Source organism: Cupriavidus mimosae, assembly GCF_023952485.1.
Taxonomy (GTDB): domain Bacteria; phylum Pseudomonadota; class Gammaproteobacteria; order Burkholderiales; family Burkholderiaceae; genus Cupriavidus; species Cupriavidus taiwanensis_C.
Map to the genome: position 1 here is coordinate 29,911 of NZ_JALHRY010000015.1, position 16,889 is coordinate 46,799.

Consider the following 16,889-nt stretch of genomic DNA (forward strand, 5'->3'; position numbering starts at 1 on the left):
CCGCTGCGTGGCGGCGTCGACGCGCCGGTCGGCGGGCGGATGTCGCGGCCGTAGCCAGGGCACACGCTTGCCCATGCCGCCAGCGTCGCGTCAAGCCGGCAATGTGGGACGACACACATGGGGGGCGGCGGCGCCACCCCCGGCCTCATGTTTCACCGCCGATACGCGCCCGGAGCATCAGGGCAAATCCCGAGCAGGCGGCGCAAGCCATTGAAAACCAAGGCTTTTCAAGCTGGCCCCGAAAGGCCCCCGAAACCCGGTGGGGCCCCTCTGTCACAGCGATGTGACATGTCCCCGGCGGCACATCAGCGCGGACCCATGTTGATCCGGCAAAACATCGGCCAGAACCGTGCCCGCACGCCAGGTGGCCCTTGTAATACAAGGACTTGCCGCCCGGGGTGACGAAGCTGGCACCGATTATGCGCAAGGCAGGCTGGTTTGGCAGCAAGCCCGACCTGAACCCCCGGCCGCGCGCTCGACGATGAGTGCCGGCCAGGGGCTGAGCCGCTGTGACTGTGAAATCCTCCTGGGAGCATCGTATGAACAAGACAATTCTGGCGTCGGCGATTGCCCTCGCCTTTGCTGGTTCGGCGTGGGGTAACCCGAGCAATACCAACACGGATGGCTGGAACCATCAGACCGCCACCGCCAATTCAACCCAAAGCGGCGCCGGGTCCCTGGCCAATGAGAACTCGACGTCCAACCAGGACAACTCCGATCACAGCACCAGCACCCGTACCAGCACCCGCACCACCACGGTCGACGTTGCGGTCGACAAGTCGACCAATGACTCCAACAACCGCACCAACTCCAACAACAAGAGCAAGACCAACTCCGACAACCGCACCCGCCTGACGCTGGACCAGGGCGGGCTGGGCAATGCCGCCGCCAACGCGGGCAACGCCTCGTCGAGCATCGCCAATTCCTTCAACACCAGCAAGGCGATCGCGGTCAGCAAGCTCAGTGGGCAGGTCACCGGCAATACGGTCGCCAACATCGGCAATGTGGCCAAGAACTTCGGTAACGCCAACGGCGGCACCGGCTTCGGCGGCAAGGGCGGCACCGGCGGCAACGGCGGTACCGGTGCGGGCGGCGTGGGCGGCAACGGTGCTGCCGGCGCGGTCGGTGCGGTGGGCGCCAAGGCCTATGCCTATAACGGCGGGGCTCGCGCCGGCGCTGCCACCACGGGCAGGGCCGTGGGCGGCGACGGTGGCGATGGTGGCGCCGCGATCGGCTGGGGCGGCGATGGTGGCAGCGCCTATGGCAAGGGCGGCAGCGCGCTCAGCGCCGCGGGCAGCAAGGGCGGCAGCGGTGGGGATGCCTACGGCAAGGGCGGCGGTGCTCTGAGCGCCTCGCTTGGCGCGGGCGGCCGTGGCGGCGGCGCTGGCGCGATCGGCGGCGGCGGCCTGGGTGCCAGCGGTGCCCTCGGCGGCCTGGCCGGTTCGGCCGGCGGCGCGGGCGGCAGCGGTGGCGATGCCAACGGCCGCGGCATGGATGCCGGCGGCGCTGGTGGCGCTGGTGGCGGCTCCGGTGCGGCCGGTACCAACACGGCGGGCGCGGGCACGGGCACGGGCGGCGGCGCGGGGGCCACCGGCGGTGCGGGCGGCTCCGGCAGCTCCGGCGCGGTCGCGACCGGCGGCGCAGGCAGCGGCACCGGCGGCGCGGGCGGCTCGAGCGGCGCGGGCGCGACCGCGACGGCTGGCAACGGCACGGCGACCGGCGGTGCCGGCGGCGCGCAGACCAGCACCGGCGGTGCCGGCGGCGCGGGCGCGGCGGCGACCTCGGGCGCGGCCACGACCATGGCATCGAACGGCAGCGCCACCGCCGGTGACGGCGGCGACGGCGGCAACGGTGGCAACGGCGGCAGCGGCGGCGCGGCCACTGGCGGTACCGGTGGCATGGGTGGCGTGGGCAACGGCGGCGCCGGCGGTACCGGCGGCAACGGCGGCTACAACCTGGTCGACGCAGGCACCTTCAACATGTCCAACACCATGACCAGCGTTGGTCAGACGGCGGCGGGCATCATGATGGCCAGCCAGAACAGCGGCGTGGCCTCGCTGGTGCAGCAAAGCGTGAACGTGCAGGCCAACCTCAACGTGGGCGGCAGGTAAGACGCGCAACGCGGCCGGACCCCGGGTTTGCCCCGGGGCCGGCCGGCGGTTTCGCGGTCATGCCGGCAGGACCGGCGCCCGCATCCTGTGTGCGGGCGCCCGGGCCCTGTCATGCCTACGCAAGCCAAGTCGCCATGCAGCCGATTGGAGAGAGTCGGCGCATCGGCAAGGGGGGAACACCATGCAACCGGTCCGTTTCGCCGTCGGCACTTGTGCCGCGGCATTACTCGCCTGGCCCGCATTGCCGGCCTACGCGGAGCCGCCAGGGCTGGAGGCCGCCATGGCCGCGGCGCGCGCGGACGCTGCCGCGGCCATCGCGATGGCGGCAGCCGACACCGCACCGGCACCAGCGCCGGCCGCGCTGTTCGCCGGCGCGGCCAAGGCCGTGCCCGTGTCGCGGCTGGACCATGTCCGCGGCGGTGCGGAAGTCACCGTCAACGATATGCGCCTGCACGGCACCGTGGCCGACAACGCCGCGGTCAATACCTTGTCCGGCACCAACCACATCACGGAAGGCGCGTTCTCGAATGCGGCCGGGATCCCCACCGCGATCCAGAACTCGGGATCGAACGTGCTGATCCAGAACGCCACCATCGTCAACGTCCAGTTCAAATGATGAAGCCGCTGCGAATCCTGCTGGCGTGCGTGCCGTGGCTGCTGGCCTCGGCGCACGTGCCCGGCGTGCACGCCGCCGACGTCGCGCTGTACGGACCGGTCGGCGAACCCTACAGCGTCAGGGTCACCAGCCTCCGCGAGGCGCGCTTCAAGTCCACCATCCGCCAGCAGTTCGACTTCAGCTGCGGCTCGGCCGCGGTGGCCACGCTGCTGACGTACCAGTACGGCCATCCGATCAACGAGGCCACCGTGTTCCAGAACATGTACCTCAACGGCGACCAGCAGAAGATCCGCGCCGAGGGGTTCTCGCTGCTGGACATGAAGCGCTTCCTGGCGGCGCTGGGCTATGAGGCGGATGGCTTCGAGCTGCCGCTGTCCAAGCTGGAAGAAACGCAGGTGCCGGCGATCGTGCTGATCGTCGAGAACGGCTACCACCATTTCGTGGTGGTCAAGGGCGTGAAGGGCAACCGCGTGCTGGTCGGCGATCCGGCGCGCGGCACGCGCGCCATGTCGCGCGAACAGTTCGAGCGCATCTGGGACAGCCAACTGCTGTTCGTGATCCACAACCGCACCGATCGCGCGCGCTTCAATGTCGCCGCGGACTGGCGCGTCGCGCCCAGCGGTCCTTACTGGATGGGCGTCAACCGGGACAACCTGTTCTTCACGGTCATGCCCCGCCATGGCGCCGGAGATTTTTGAGGAACGCATCATGTTGCAGATCTCCTTGCCGGCCCCGGCCGTGCCACGCAGCGCCGCCTCGGCGGCAGCGGCGATGGTGCTGGGCGCCGGCCTGGCGTACGCCGGCACGGCACAGGCCGGCATGCCGCCGCAGCCCGGCGCAACCGATGCCGCGGCGCCGCCGGCGCAGGCAGCCATGGCCGCGCGCGAACGCGGCGACTCCTATCCCGTGGCTGCCGCGCGCGGCAGCATGGCCGGCTGGAAGCCGGTGGCCCATGAAAAGCTCGACGACATGCGCGGCGGCTTCGAGATCCCCGGGCTGCAGGTTTCGTTCGGTATCGAACGCGCGGTGTACATCAACGGCGACCTGGTGGTCGCCACCAGCATTAACATCCCGGACGTCAGCCGCATCACTGCCGACCAGGCCGCGCGGCTTGCCGCGACGCTGGGGCCCGCCATTGTGGCCAGCACCAATGCCGCTGTGGCCAACGCGCTGGCAGGCAATCCGGTCACTGCCGAGGCCGCCGCGGCGAATGCCAATGGGGCCAGCGCGGCGGCATCGGCTGCGGCTGGTGCGGCGGCGGGCGGTGCCGCGGCAGCGGCCAATGGTGGTGGTGCCTCTCCCGGCGCCGCGGGTGCTACAGGTGCGGCGGGGCTGCCGGCGACAGCCGTGAGTACCGCCACCGGCCAGGTCGTGACCAACGGGCTGCTCAACGTGATCCAGAACGGCCCGGGCAATGCCGCATCGGTGGGGGCACTGGCGGGAACGCCGGTGACCGTGATCCAGAACACGCTGAACAACCAGAGCATCCGGAGCCTGATGACAATCGACGCAAGCGTCAATACGCTGCAGGCGTTCCGGTCGCAACTGGCCAACACGGCGCTGAACAATGCGCTGCTGCGGGCCGCAAGCATGAGATAGCCGTTAGCGAGGTAGCGGCAGTACAGGTCGCGGGCTCCTGCAGAACAGCCTGCCGTCCGGGGGAGGAAGACGTGATGAAGAAGCGGTCGATGCAGGGCATCCGCAATGCGGGATGCTCGACGTTGCTGTTGCTCGGCGGACTGGCGCAAGCCCAGACGCCGCCGGAGGCGGGGCCACCCGCGGCCGGACTGGAACAACTGCAGAGGGAACTCGCCGACCAGGCCAGCCAGCTCGATGCCATGAAGCGCGCGCTGGCCGAGCAGGAGGCAGTGATCCGCGAACTGCGCAGCGTGATCGGCACCGAGGTGCTGGCCGCCAAGCGCGGCGGACAGCGCTCCGGGCCCGGCGTGATGCCGGCCGACAATGCCACCAGTGCCGCCACCGCGGCAGCGGCCGCCAGTGCCACGCAGGGCGCGCCGGGTCTGGCCAGCAGTCCACAACAGGTTATGGCCCAGGGACCGCAGCCCGGGGCGCAGCAAGGCGAGTCCGCCAGCCCGCAGACGGTGGCCACGGAAGAGCCCGTGGGGCGGCCGCCCGAAAGCGACCGGCGCCCGCCCGAGGTGGCACCGCTGATCGACCAGCCCGGGGTGCTCACCGCCGAGGGCAAGCTTGTGGTGGAGCCGGGCTTCCAGTACGGCTACTCATCGAACAACCGCGTCGCGCTGGTCGGCTACTCGATCATTCCGGCCATCCTGATCGGGCTCATCGATGTGCGCGAGGTCAAGACCTCGACCTATATCGAATCGATCGCGCTGCGCTACGGCGTCACCAAGCGGCTCGAGATCGAGGCCAAGGTGCCGTACGTTCAGACCTCGGGCTCGACCATCAGCCGCGAGGTATTCACCGGCACCGCGGTCGACAACGTGTTCAATTCCAGCGGCAAGGGCCTGGGCGATGTCGAGGCGACGGTGCGCTACCAGCTCAACTACGGCAACGAGCGCATTCCGTACTTTGTCGGCTGGCTGCGCTACAAGTCCGCCACCGGCAAGGACCCGTTCGAGGTGGTGACTGATTGCGTGACGCGCTGCGTGGGCAATACCACCGGCACCGGCCTGCCGCTCGGGCTGCCCACCGGCACCGGCTTCCAGGCGATCCAGCCGGGCATTACCTGGCTGCTGCCGACCGATCCGGCGGTGTTCTTCGGCACCTTCAGCTACCTGCACAACTTTGCGCGCAACAACGTCAGCCGCACCGTGCTGAACGGCGAGAAGGAGAACCTGGGCAAGATCGCGCCGGGGGACATCTTCGAGTTCAGCTTCGGCATGGGGCTGTCGCTCAACGAAAAGGCGTCGTTCAGTATCGGCTACGACCAGGCCATCATCTGGCCGACCAAGCAGAATGGCATGACCGTGCCCGGCTCGGTGCGCGTGACCCAGGGCACCTTGCTGGTGGGCTATTCGTACCGCTTCAACAACCGCTATACGCTCAACCTCTCGGTGGGCGCCGGGCTGACGCGCGACACGCCCGACCTGCAGGTCAATGTGCGCCTGCCGATCACTTTCTGAAGGCCATGATGCAGACGTGACGCGTGCCCCGCCCGGGCAGGGCACGCGTGCGCGTCACATGCGGCGGCACCGTGCGCCAGCGCCGAAACGCGCCTTGCGCTGGCCCCATGAACGGCGTACAAAGAAATAACCCCGCGCCGCCAGCGGTACTTTCCGACCAGCCTCAACCTCACCGGTGGTGCGGCCTGTACAAGGAGAGAGACATGCGCAAACGCATCTTCTGGTTGTTGCCCGACCTGGCGAGTGCCCGGCGCACCATGGATGACCTGCTGCTGGCCCGCGTCGAGAACCGCCACATCCACTTCGTGGCGCGCGACGGTGCCGACATGACCGGCCTGCATGAAGCCAACCTGTTCCAGACGTCCGACATCGTCCACGCGGCCGAAATGGGCCTGATGGTCGGCGGCGGCGTGGGCGTGGTGGCCGGCGTGGTGGTGGCGATGTTCCCCATCGTCAGCGACACCCCGCAGTGGGGGCTGGTCGGCGTGCTGGCGGTGCTGGGCGCGGTGTTCGGGGCCTGGGCGGCAAGCATGATCGGCAGTTCCGCCCCCAACAGCCGGCTGCGCGCGTTCGAGAAAGACATCGAGGCGGGCAAGATCCTGCTGATGTTGGACGTGCCGCGCAGCCGCGTCGAGGAAGTCGAAACCCTGCTGCGCAACGCGCACCCGGAAGCCAGCTTCGCCGGCGTCGATCCGGCCGTACCGGCGTTCCCCTGATCCGGCGCCTGCCGCCGGCTGGCGCCGCGTGGCGCCGCATCTCTCTCCGCGCGCGCCCACGCGGCGCGCTCCGGCGCGCTACCTGCCGCGCGCCCCGGCCCGCACCGGAACCGCTTCCGGTTCCGGTGTGATGCCGCTGCAACACCCCCTGTTTTCCCGGTTTGCCCACGCCGCACGCATGCGGTACCTTGCGTGACGGCGCGCGGGCCTTGTCCGGCGTGCCGCCACAGAACAATGAAAGCAGCCGTCCAGGCGGAGGGGTCGAGACAATGAAGGCGAAATGGATCGCGTGCGGCCTGCTGGCCGCGACGCTGGGCTGGGCCGCGCAGGCGGCGCTGGCGGAACCGGGCGTGAGCCGCAACACCATCCGCATCGGCCAGTCGGCTGGCATCACCGGGCCGGTGGCGGGCTCGGTCAAGGAGCAGATCGCCGGCGCGCAGGTCTACCTGCGCACGGTCAATGCCAGCGGCGGCGTCGCCGGCCGCCGCATCGAGCTGGTCACCTACGATGACGGCTTCGATGCCAAGCGCACGCCCGACAACGTGCGCAAGCTGCTCGACGAGGACAAGGTGTTCGCACTGTTCATGGTGCGCGGCACGCCGCAGAACGAGAGCATCCTCCCTATCATTGCCGCGCAGAAGGTGCCCCTGATCGCGCCGCTGACCGGTGCCATCACGCTGCACCGGCCGGTGAACCGCTACGTGTTCAATGTGCGCGCCAAGTACCAGGACGAAGTGGCGCGCGCGATCAACCATCTGGCGACCTCGGGAATGAGCCGCATCGGCATCTTCTATGCCAACGACGGCTTCGGCAGGGACGTGCTGGAAGGCTACAGCACCGCGCTGCAGGCGCGCGGCGTGCAGCCCGCGGCGACGGTCAACTTCGCCCGGCCCATGGGCGACATCAGCCAGGGCGTGGCGGCGATGCACAAGGCCAACCCGCAGGCGGTGCTGGTGATCGGCTCGGGCTCGGAAGCGGCGCGCGTCATCCGCGAGTTGCGCCGCGCCGGCAGCGAGGCGCAGTTCGTCACGCTGTCCAACAATGCCGCCGATGCCTTTATCCGCGAACTCGGCGACGACGCGCGCGGCCTGATCATCACGCAGGTGGTGCCGGGCACCAACTCCAGCCAGATGACGCTGGCGAGCGAATACCGCAGCCTGGCGCGGCAGCAGGGCGTGGAGCTGTCCAACGCCGGCATGGAGGGCTTCATGTCGGCCAAGGTGCTGGTGGAAGGCCTGCGCCGCGCCGGCCCCGACCTGACCCGCGAGCGGCTGGTGGCGGCGCTGGAGGGCATGCGCGACTATGACCTCGGTGGGATCCTGATCAGCTACAGCGCCGCGCGCCACACCGGCTCGTCGTTCGTGGAGATGTCGATCGTGTCGTCCACCGGCAAGCTGATCCGCTAGCGCGGCCACGGGCGGGAGCACGCTGCTGCGGTATAGTCGCCCGCATGGCTACTCCTATCCCCTCCCCCGATTCCCGTACCCCGTTCACGCTGCATGGCCGCGTGGCGCTGGTGACCGGCGGCGCGCAGGGCCTGGGTCTGGCGATCGCCGCCGGGCTGGCCGATGCCGGTGCCCATGTGCTGGTGGTGGCCCGCAATGCGCCGCGCGTGCACGACGCCGTCGCCACGCTGGCGGCGCGCGGCGGCAGCGCCGAGGCGCTGGTGCTCGACATCACCGACGAGGCCGCCGTGGCGGCCGCCTTCGACCGCATCGATGCCGACCATGGCCGGCTCGATATCCTGGTGAACAACGCCGGCGCGCGCAACCGCAGCAACATGGCGCAGCTCGATGCCGGCGACCTGCGCGCCATGCTCGAGACCAACCTGGTCGCGCCCTACGCGCTGTGCCGGCTGGCCGCGCTGCGCATGCGCCAGGGCGGCTACGGGCGCATCGTCAATGTCAGCTCGATCGCGGGCCAGGTGGCGCGCGCCGGCGACGTGCTCTATCCCGCCACCAAGGGCGGCCTGGACGCGCTCACGCGTGCCATGGCCGCCGACCTGGGCCGCCACGGCGTCACCGTCAATGCGATCGCGCCCGGCTACTTCGCCACCGAACCGAACCAGCCCATGGTCGAGGACGAGAGCGTGGCCGAGTGGCTGCGCCAGCGCACCTCGCTGGGCCGCTGGGGCCAGCCGCAGGAGGTGGCGGGCGCGGTGGTGTTCCTGGCATCGCCGGCGGCGTCGTACGTCACCGGGCAGGTGCTGGCGGTCGACGGCGGCTATCTCGGGCACTTCTGATCCAGGCACCTCCTCTGGCGCATCGCGCGCCGCTTGCCCGCCAAAGCGTACCCGATTCTGCGTACCGGTCGCGCGCGCGATTCAGCGCCGCACGGGCACTTTGCCGCCACGGTAGAACGCCTGCAGGGCCTCGATCATCGCGGCGGCCGCCGCCGAATCGCCGCGGTCCTTGAGCCGCACCAGACAGATATCGCGCACCAGCGACGGCAGCTGCAGCGGCCGGATCGCCAGCCCTTCGCGGCGGAACTGGAACAGCGCCAGCGACGGCACCGCGCTGATGCCCAGGCCTGCCTGCACCAGCGCCGCCACGGTCGCGAGGTGCTCCACCTCCATCACGCTGGCCAGCCGCAACGGATGCAGCGCAGCGTCCAGGTGCTGGCGCACGCTGGTGGTGCGCGACAGCTGGATGAACGGCAGCCCCGCCAGCATCTCCGGCGTGATACGCCGCTTGCGCGCCAGCGCATGATTCGCCGGGCACACCAGGTGGAAGGTGTCGCGCACCAGCGACTCGACGCGCAGGTCGTCGTCCTGCGCCGGCGCCGGTGCCAGCGCGAAGTCGGCGCGGCCCTGCCGCACCAGCTCGATGCAGCCATCGGCAAGCTGGTCGAACAGTTCCAGCACGATGCCCGGATAGCGCGCGCGAAACTGCGCCAGCAGCGGCGGCAGATCGCCCCCGGCGAGCGAGGGCAGCGCCGCGATCGAGACCCGCCCCTTGCGCCGCTCCGCGTGCGCGCGCAGGTCTTCGAACGCGGTCTCGAAGTCGGCCAGCAGCCGGCGCGCGGTCTGCTCGAAGCGCACGCCGTCGGTGCTCAGCTCCACGTGCCGCGTGGTGCGTTCGAACAGCCGGCTGCCAGCCTGCTCTTCCAGCGTCTGCACCAGCGCGCTGAAGGCGGACTGCGACAGGTGGCAGGCGCGCGCCGCGCGCGTGAAATTGCGGTAGGTGGCCAGCGCCACGAAGGCGCGGAGATGTTTTACCGACAGGTTCATGGCGCCAGCGGATATATCCAGGAAGTCGATAGATTAATCCAAATAATCCATTTTTTGACTGGGCCCGCGCGCCCTAGAATTGGATCGACCCCCCAACCCTGCCTCCCCGACCATGACTGCTCCCTTGCTGATCGGCTCCGGCGCCGGTTTCTCCGGCGACCGTACCGACGCCGCGCTGCCGGTGGTGCGCACGCTGATCGCCGCGGCGCAGCCGGCCGCGCTGATCTTCGAGACCCTGGCCGAGCGCACGCTGGCACTGGCGCAGCTGGCGCGGCGCAACGATCCCGCGCAGGGCTACGAGCCGCTGCTCGACGCGCTGCTGGCGCCGGTGCTGGGCCTGTGCCTGCAGCACCGCATTGCCATCGTCGGCAATTTTGGCGCCGCCAATCCGCGCGCCGCGGCGCGGCGCGTGCTGCAACTCGCCAGCGAACTGGGCCTGGCCGCGCCGCGCGTGGCGGTGGTCGAGGGCGATGACCTGTCCGACGCGGCCGGGCGCGCGCGCCTGCACGGCATCCTCGGCGACGCCTTCGACACCGAACGCTTTGTCTGCGCCAACGCCTATATCGGCGCGCAGGGCATTGCCGACGCCCTTGCCGCCGGCGCCGACGTGGTGGTGTGCGGGCGCGTGGCCGACCCGGCGCTGGCACTGGGGCCGGCGATGGCGCACTTTGGCTGGGCCTGGGACGACTGGGACCGGCTTGCCGCCGCCACCATGGCCGGGCACCTGCTCGAATGCGGGGCGCAGGTCACCGGCGGCTACTTTGCCGATCCGGGCCGCAAGGAGGTGCCGGACGTGCACGCGCTGGGCTTCCCGATCGCGCAACTCGACGCCGACGGCGGCATCGAGATCTTCAAGGCCGCCGACACCGGCGGCTGCGTCGACCTGCGCACGGTCAAGGAACAGCTGCTGTACGAGGTGCACGATCCGTGCGCCTACCTGACGCCGGACGTGGTGGCCGACATCGGCGCCGTCACCGTGGCGCAGCTCGGCCCGGACCGCGTATCCGTGCGCAACGTGCGCGGCCACCCGCGCCCGGCGCAACTCAAGGCCAATGTGTTCAGCCACGGCGGCTGGCTGGCCGAGGGCGAGATCTCCTACGCCGGCCCCAACGCCGCGGCGCGCGCGCGGCTGGCCGCCGACATCCTGCGCCGGCGCATGCGCATGCTGGGCCACGACGCGCCGATCCGCTTCGACCTGATCGGCGTGCTCAGCGTGCTCGCCGACGATGCCGGCGCCATGTTTGCGCAGCCCCAGCCGCACGAGGCGCAGGCGCAGGACGTGCGCCTGCGTGCCGCGCTGGCGCATGACGACCTGGCGGTGGCGCAGGCGCTGCAGCGCGAGGTGAACGCGCTCTATACCTGCGGTCCCGCCGGCGGCGGCGGCGTGCGCACGGCGCAGCGCGCGCGCCTGAATGCGGTGTCGTGCCTGGTGCCGCGCGCCGCGGTCACGCCCACCTTTACCTTTATCGACTGAGGAGCCCGCCATGACCGCCACCGCCGCGCTCTACCAGTTCGCCCATGGCCGCACCGGCGACAAGGGCGACCGTTCCAACATCAGCGTGATCGCCTATGACCCGCGCGACTTCGACCACCTGGTCGCGCACGTGACCGAGGACGCGGTGCGCGATCTGTTTCGCGAGCGCCGGCCCGCGGCGGTGACGCGCTACCTGGTGCCGTCGCTGCACGCGATGAACTTCGTGCTCGACGGCGTGCTCGATGGCGGCGTCAACGATGCGCTCAACCTCGACACCCACGGCAAGGCGCTGTCGTTCCGCCTGCTGCAGCTCGAGATCCCGGTGCCGCCGCGGCTCGTGCCGGGGGGTTAGGACCACCCTTGAACCCTTGCCTTCACCGATAACGATTTCAACAGGAGACCTCACATGCATCCGCTCTTCAAGCCACTGGCCGTTGCCGCGCTCGCGCTGATCCTGCCCGCGGGCCAGGCCTGGGCCGAGTTTCCCGACAAGCCGATCCGCTTCGTGGTGCCGTTTGCCGCCGGCAGCGCCACCGACCAGCTCGCGCGCGCCATCGGCCAGGCCATCACGGTGGACAGCAAGGTCACCGTGGTGGTCGACAACAAGCCCGGCGCCAACGGCTTTATCGCCGCGTCCGACGTGGCCAAGGCGGCGCCGGATGGCTACACCGTGCTGATGAGCACCAACACCACGCATGCGGCCAACGAGCACCTGTTCAAGAAGCTGCCCTACGACCCGGTCAAGGACTACGCGCCCATCACGGCGCTGGGACGCGGCGGCCAGATCATGGTGGTCAACCCGCAGGTGCCGGCCAAGACCGTGGGCGAGTTCATCGCGCTGGCACGGCAGCAGCCGGGCAAGCTCAGCTTTGGCAGCGGCAGTTCGTCGTCGCGCATTGCCGGCGAGCTGTTCCAGCAGATGGCGCAGGTGCAGCTGCTGCACGTGCCGTACAAGAGCAACCCGCTCGCCATCACCGACCTGCTCGGCAACCAGATCCAGATGATGATCACCGACACCGCCACCGGCCTGCCGCAGGTCAAGAGCGGCAAGCTGCGCGCGCTGGGCGTGTCGGGCAAGGCCCGCTCGCCGCTGGCGCCGGAGGTGCCGACCATCGATGAAGCCGGCGTCAAGGGCTACGAGATGAGCTACTGGTTCGCCGCCTATGCGCCCGCTGGGACGCCGCAGCCGGTGGTGGCCAAACTCAACGCAATGATGGTGAAGGCCGCGCGCAGCGAGAGCGCCGCCGGCTTCTACAAGTCGACCGGCACGGAGGTCTTCACCAGCACGCCCGCGGAACTGGCGAAGTTCCAGTCGCAGGAGTCCGGCAAGTGGGGCCGCATCATCAAGGCGGCGAATATACAGCCAGAGTAAAAACGGGGCGGCGCGAGCTCCCATGCATGGAAAACGGGGCCACGCGGCCCCGTTTTTTACGCAGAAGTAGGTACGCTTTGACCCTTGCGGCCTTGTCGGGCAAGGCGCGGCTAAGATATGCGCTGGCCGCGCGCCCGCCGGCGCCGGCCTGCTCCTCGACAACACCAATCAGAACAGGATCAGGATATGAAGCTGCAGTCCATGGTGCGCCCCGCTACCTCTGGCCCGCGCCCGAAGTTGCACCTTGCCTTGCGCCGGGCCGCATCCCGCGCCGTCACCGCCATCGCCATGGGCAGCGCCGTGCTGGCCGCGGGCGTGGCCAGCGCGCAGACCGCCACGCCGCCGGCGCAGCAGAAGTCGCAAGTGCCGGGCTACTACCGCATGATGGTCGGCCAGCTGGAAGTCACCGCGCTCTATGACGGCCACATCGACCTGGACCCCAAGCTGTTCAAGTACACCAGCGCGCGCGAACTGCAAAGCCTGCTGGCGCGGATGTTCGTGACCTCGACGCCGGGCATGCAGACCGCCGTCAACGCCTACCTGATCCATACCGGCAGCCGCCTGGTGCTGGTCGACACCGGTGCGGCGGGCTGCTTCGGTCCGACGCTGGGACGCATCGGCGAGAACCTGCGCGCCGCGGGCTATGCACCCGAGCAGGTCGATACCGTGCTGCTGACGCATCTGCATGGCGACCATGCCTGCGGCCTGGCCACCGACGGCAAGGCCGCGTTCCCGAACGCCACGGTCTATGTCGACAAGGCCGACCTCGACTACTGGCTGAGCGAAGCCAACGCCGCCGCCGCGCCGAAGGAGGCGCAGGGCCTGTTCGCCATGGCGCGTGCCGCGGTCGCGCCGTACCAGGCGGCGCAGCGCCTGCGCACCTTCAATGGCGGCGCCCGTAGTGAGTCCATTCCCGAGCCCGTTCCCGGCGTGCGCGTGGTGCCGGCCAACGGGCATACCCCGGGGCACAGCGGCTACCTGTTCACCTCGGGCAACGACAGCCTGCTGCTGTGGGGCGACATCGTGCACAACCACGCGCTGCAGCTGCGCCGGCCGCAGGTGGCGATCGAGTTCGACGTCGACAGCCACCAGGCCGTGATCACGCGCAAGCGCATCCTGGAGCAGGCCGCCAGGGGCCGGTTGTGGGTAGGCGGCGCGCACATGCCGTTCCCTGGCCTGGGCCATGTGCGCCGCGATACCGCCGGCTATACCTGGGTGCCGGCCGAATATGGCCCGATCCGCGACGACCGCTAGCCACGCGCGGCGGCTTTTCGCCTAGAGTCATCCCAGGGGCCACCACGCGTACCGGCTGGCGGCCCCGCCTGCCGGAGGACTTGCCATGCCTGCCAATGTGACCCGCCGCCGCTGGCTGCGCGCCGGCGCCGCGGCGCTGCTGCTGGCCGCGCCACTGCCGCGCGCCGTGCGCGCCCAGCCTGGCCCGGCGCCGGCCCGCGAGGCCGCGGCGCAGCGCATCGGTGTGATCGGCTCGGGCCGCATCGGCGGCACCGTGGGCGGCTTGTGGGTCAAGGCCGGGCATCCGGTCCTGTTCTCGTCGAGGCACCCGGAGGCGCTCAGGCCGCTGGTCGAAGAATTGGGTACGCTCGCGCGCGCCGGCACGGTGGCCGAGGCCATTGCTTTCTCGGACGTGCTGTTCCTTGCCACGCCCTATGGCGCGCTGCCGCAACTGGCTCGTGACCATGGCGGCGCCTGGCAAGGCAAGATCGTGCTCGATGCCACCAACGCCTACGAACACCGCGACGGTCCCATCGCCGACGAGGCCAGGCGCGCCGGCATCGGCCTCACCACGGCGCGCTACCTGCGCGGCGCGCGCGTGGTGCGGGCCTTCAACTTCATGGGCGCGGCGCAGTTTGCCAGCGAGCATCACCGGCCCGGCGGGCTGGTGGCGGTGCCGATAGCTGGCGACGACCCGGCCGCGCTGCAAGTGGCGGCGCAACTGGTGCGCGATGCGGGCTTCGAACCGGTGGTGGTGGGTCCGCTGGCCAGCGCCGATCGCTTCGCGCCGGGCGGGCCGCTGTTCCGGCAGGTTGGGACGGCCGACGAGTTCCGGCAGAAGATGGGGGGACGCTGACGCTGACGCTGCGCCGGGGTGGTACTGGCCGGGGTGGCTCAGGGCCGGCGCCGCTCCATCGCAACCATCGAGGGCGTAAAGCCGAGCTGGCCGAAGAAGGCGGCTTCGGACGAGCGCGCCGCGCGCAGCATCCAGCTGATATCGGGGTTGCTGCCGACGATATGCCGCACCAGGGCGCGGCCGATGCCGTGCCGGCGGTGGCCCGGCGCCACCACCACCATCGACAGGAAACCGTCGCAGACGTCGTCGCACAGCGCGCGGGCAAAGCCGACCACCTCGCCTTTCTCGACCGCCACGGCCACGCGCTGCGAATTGGCCACCAGCCGCGCGAATTTTTCGGGGCCGCCCACCCGGTGCGCCCAGCCATTGGCGATCAGTAGTTGTCTGGCTGCCTCGAGGTCGTCGGGCAACAGGTTACGGATTTCCATTGGCGGCTCTCCCAGCAAAGCATGTACGGCCCCTCGCCGCCCCTTGCCACCAGGGGCGCCGCGAGTCGAGAACGGCACGGCGAGCCGTGCTGCGCAATTGGCGGAGTGTAGCGAGCGTGCGCGGGCGCGTCAATTTGGCGCCTGGCGCGCCGGGGCGTCGCTCACGGCGACGCCCCGGCGCGGTATCATGGCCTCCATGAACGCCCCCGTCTTCTCCTCCGCGCATCCGGCCGACCAGCTCGCCGAGTTCACCGACGCGGATGCGGCGGTTGCCCGCATCCGCGAGATCTACGATGCATCGGTCGGCGCGGTGCGCGCGCGCTTCGATGCCTTCGCCGGCGGCAAGCCGCTGCCCTCGGCCGCGCATGCGTGCTATCCGTACCTGGGCATCTCGGTCAACATCGAGACCATGGTCACCGACAGCCGCCCGTCCTGGGGCACGGTGGCGTACCCCGGCGTATACGGCACCACGGTGACGCGCCCCGACCTGCTGGCCGACTACTACCGCGACCAGATCGAGCGGTTGATGCGTTATCACCGCGTGCCGGTGGTGGTGGGGCTGAGCCGGCGCCCGATCCCGCTGCCGTTCGTGATCGAGGCCTCCACCACCGACATCAGCTACACCCAGGCGCGCGAGCTGGAAGCGTCGTTCGTGCTGCCGGAACTGAACCGCATCGACGACGGCATTGCCAACGGCACCTATGAGCCGGTGCCGGGCGAAGCCTGGCCGCTGTCGCTGTTCCCCGCCGAGCGCGTGGACCTGGCGCTGCAGCGGCTCTACCACTACACCGGCACGGCGCCGCAGCACTTCCAGCGCTTCGTGCTGTTTACCAACTACCAGCGCTATGTCGACGAATTCGTCGCGCTGGGGCGCGCGCTGATGGGTAATGGCAGCGGCAATGGCGACGGCGGCGGCTACACGCGCTTCGTCGAGCCCGGCGACGTGGTGCAGGATCTGGGTGCGGCCGAACCCGACGACGCCACGCGCCCGCGCGTGCTGCCGCAGATGCCGGCCTACCACCTGGTGCGCGGCGACAAGCTGGGCGTGACGCTGGTCAATATCGGCGTGGGGCCGTCCAACGCCAAGACCATGACCGACCACCTCGCCGTGCTGCGCCCGCATTGCTGGCTGATGGTGGGCCACTGCGGCGGCCTGCGCCGCTCGCAGCAACTCGGCGACTACGTGCTGGCGCACGCCTACGTGCGCGACGACCACGTGCTCGACCACGACCTGCCGCCATGGGTGCCGGTGCCGCCCATCGCCGAGATCCAGGTGGCGCTGCAGGAAGCCGTGGCGCGCGTGACCGGCCTGTCCGGCAACGAGATGAAGACGCGCATGCGCACCGGCACGGTGGTATCGACCGACGACCGCAACTGGGAACTGAAGTCCAAGGCGCTGTATGCGCGCTTCAACCAGTCGCGCGCGATCGCCATCGACATGGAAAGCGCGGCGGTGGCCGCCAACGGCTTCCGCCTGCGCGTGCCGTATGGGACCCTGCTGTGCGTATCGGACAAGCCGCTGCATGGCGAACTCAAGCTGCGCGGCATGGCCAACGCGTTCTATCGACAGCGCGTCAGCCAGCACATGACCATCGGCCTGGAAGCGATCCGCATCCTGCGCGAGAACGGCGTCGAGCAGCTGCATTCGCGCAAGCTGCGCAGCTTTGACGAGCCGGCGTTCAGGTAGCGGTGCGCTGCGCCTTCTCGTGGAATGCAAAAGGCCGGCGCCCCAAGGGGCGCCGGCCTTTTT

16 protein-coding genes are annotated in these 16,889 nt (G+C 70.1%); 14 read left to right on the forward strand and 2 right to left on the reverse strand.

Annotated elements, in window-relative coordinates; all coding sequences use genetic code 11:
- The first annotated feature begins 539 nt into the window (after nucleotides 1-539).
- The 8 genes from MKD50_RS24050 (at nucleotide 540) to MKD50_RS24085 (ending at nucleotide 8,789) form a co-directional block, all read left to right on the forward strand.
- Entirely contained in the window at nucleotides 540-2,111 is a 1,572-nt protein-coding gene (locus tag MKD50_RS24050; RefSeq protein ID WP_115699359.1) for a hypothetical protein, read from the forward strand.
- A 181-nt stretch (nucleotides 2,112-2,292) separates the two neighbouring features.
- Nucleotides 2,293-2,727 (forward strand): hypothetical protein, encoded by a 435-nt coding sequence (locus MKD50_RS24055; protein ID WP_115699360.1) that lies wholly within the window; start codon nucleotides 2,293-2,295, stop codon nucleotides 2,725-2,727.
- A complete protein-coding gene (locus MKD50_RS24060; RefSeq protein ID WP_115699361.1) occupies nucleotides 2,727-3,425 on the forward strand; it encodes a C39 family peptidase in 699 nt (232 codons plus the stop codon). The genes MKD50_RS24055 and MKD50_RS24060 overlap by 1 nt, the downstream gene beginning before the upstream one ends.
- 10 nt (nucleotides 3,426-3,435) lie before the next feature.
- A complete protein-coding gene (locus MKD50_RS24065) occupies nucleotides 3,436-4,326 on the forward strand; it encodes a flagellin (protein ID WP_252668995.1) in 891 nt (296 codons plus the stop codon).
- Nucleotides 4,327-4,400: 74 nt separating this feature from the next.
- Entirely contained in the window at nucleotides 4,401-5,831 is a 1,431-nt protein-coding gene (locus MKD50_RS24070) for an acetate kinase (protein WP_115699363.1), read from the forward strand.
- A gap of 203 nt (nucleotides 5,832-6,034) precedes the next feature.
- Nucleotides 6,035-6,547: a DUF1269 domain-containing protein gene (locus MKD50_RS24075; RefSeq protein ID WP_115699364.1), complete on the forward strand. Its 513-nt coding sequence runs from the start codon at nucleotides 6,035-6,037 to the stop codon at nucleotides 6,545-6,547.
- A 269-nt stretch (nucleotides 6,548-6,816) separates the two neighbouring features.
- Nucleotides 6,817-7,953 carry an ABC transporter substrate-binding protein gene (locus MKD50_RS24080; protein WP_115699365.1) on the forward strand — a complete coding sequence of 379 codons (1,137 nt, stop codon included), beginning with the start codon at nucleotides 6,817-6,819 and terminating at the stop codon, nucleotides 7,951-7,953.
- Nucleotides 7,954-7,997: 44 nt separating this feature from the next.
- Nucleotides 7,998-8,789, forward strand: a complete 792-nt coding sequence (locus tag MKD50_RS24085) for an SDR family oxidoreductase (RefSeq protein ID WP_240071369.1) — start codon at nucleotides 7,998-8,000, stop codon at nucleotides 8,787-8,789.
- A gap of 81 nt (nucleotides 8,790-8,870) precedes the next feature.
- On the opposite strand, the gene MKD50_RS24090 is transcribed toward MKD50_RS24085, so the two are convergent.
- A complete protein-coding gene (locus MKD50_RS24090) occupies nucleotides 8,871-9,776 on the reverse strand; it encodes a LysR family transcriptional regulator (RefSeq protein WP_115699367.1) in 906 nt (301 codons plus the stop codon).
- A 112-nt stretch (nucleotides 9,777-9,888) separates the two neighbouring features.
- Between MKD50_RS24090 and MKD50_RS24095 the strand changes: the two genes are divergently transcribed.
- The 5 genes from MKD50_RS24095 (at nucleotide 9,889) to MKD50_RS24115 (ending at nucleotide 14,711) form a co-directional block, all read left to right on the forward strand.
- Nucleotides 9,889-11,250, forward strand: a complete 1,362-nt coding sequence (locus MKD50_RS24095) for an acyclic terpene utilization AtuA family protein (RefSeq protein WP_115699368.1) — start codon at nucleotides 9,889-9,891, stop codon at nucleotides 11,248-11,250.
- A 10-nt stretch (nucleotides 11,251-11,260) separates the two neighbouring features.
- Nucleotides 11,261-11,602: an AtuA-related protein gene (locus tag MKD50_RS24100; protein WP_240071372.1), complete on the forward strand. Its 342-nt coding sequence runs from the start codon at nucleotides 11,261-11,263 to the stop codon at nucleotides 11,600-11,602.
- Between the two features lie 54 nt (nucleotides 11,603-11,656).
- Nucleotides 11,657-12,622, forward strand: a complete 966-nt coding sequence (locus MKD50_RS24105; protein ID WP_252668997.1) for a Bug family tripartite tricarboxylate transporter substrate binding protein — start codon at nucleotides 11,657-11,659, stop codon at nucleotides 12,620-12,622.
- A 186-nt stretch (nucleotides 12,623-12,808) separates the two neighbouring features.
- Nucleotides 12,809-13,876, forward strand: coding sequence for an MBL fold metallo-hydrolase (locus MKD50_RS24110; protein ID WP_115699371.1), 1,068 nt, complete (start codon nucleotides 12,809-12,811; stop codon nucleotides 13,874-13,876).
- An 85-nt stretch (nucleotides 13,877-13,961) separates the two neighbouring features.
- Nucleotides 13,962-14,711 (forward strand): NADPH-dependent F420 reductase, encoded by a 750-nt coding sequence (locus MKD50_RS24115; RefSeq protein WP_252668999.1) that lies wholly within the window; start codon nucleotides 13,962-13,964, stop codon nucleotides 14,709-14,711.
- Between the two features lie 38 nt (nucleotides 14,712-14,749).
- Here MKD50_RS24115 and MKD50_RS24120 read toward each other — a convergent pair whose 3' ends face one another.
- On the reverse strand, nucleotides 14,750-15,139 hold the full coding sequence (locus MKD50_RS24120) for a GNAT family N-acetyltransferase (RefSeq protein ID WP_115699373.1): 390 nt from the start codon (nucleotides 15,137-15,139) through the stop codon (nucleotides 14,750-14,752).
- A gap of 187 nt (nucleotides 15,140-15,326) precedes the next feature.
- Here MKD50_RS24120 and MKD50_RS24125 point away from each other — a divergent pair, with 187 nt between their 5' ends.
- A complete protein-coding gene (locus MKD50_RS24125; protein WP_252669000.1) occupies nucleotides 15,327-16,826 on the forward strand; it encodes an AMP nucleosidase in 1,500 nt (499 codons plus the stop codon).
- Nucleotides 16,827-16,889: the final 63 nt, after the last annotated feature.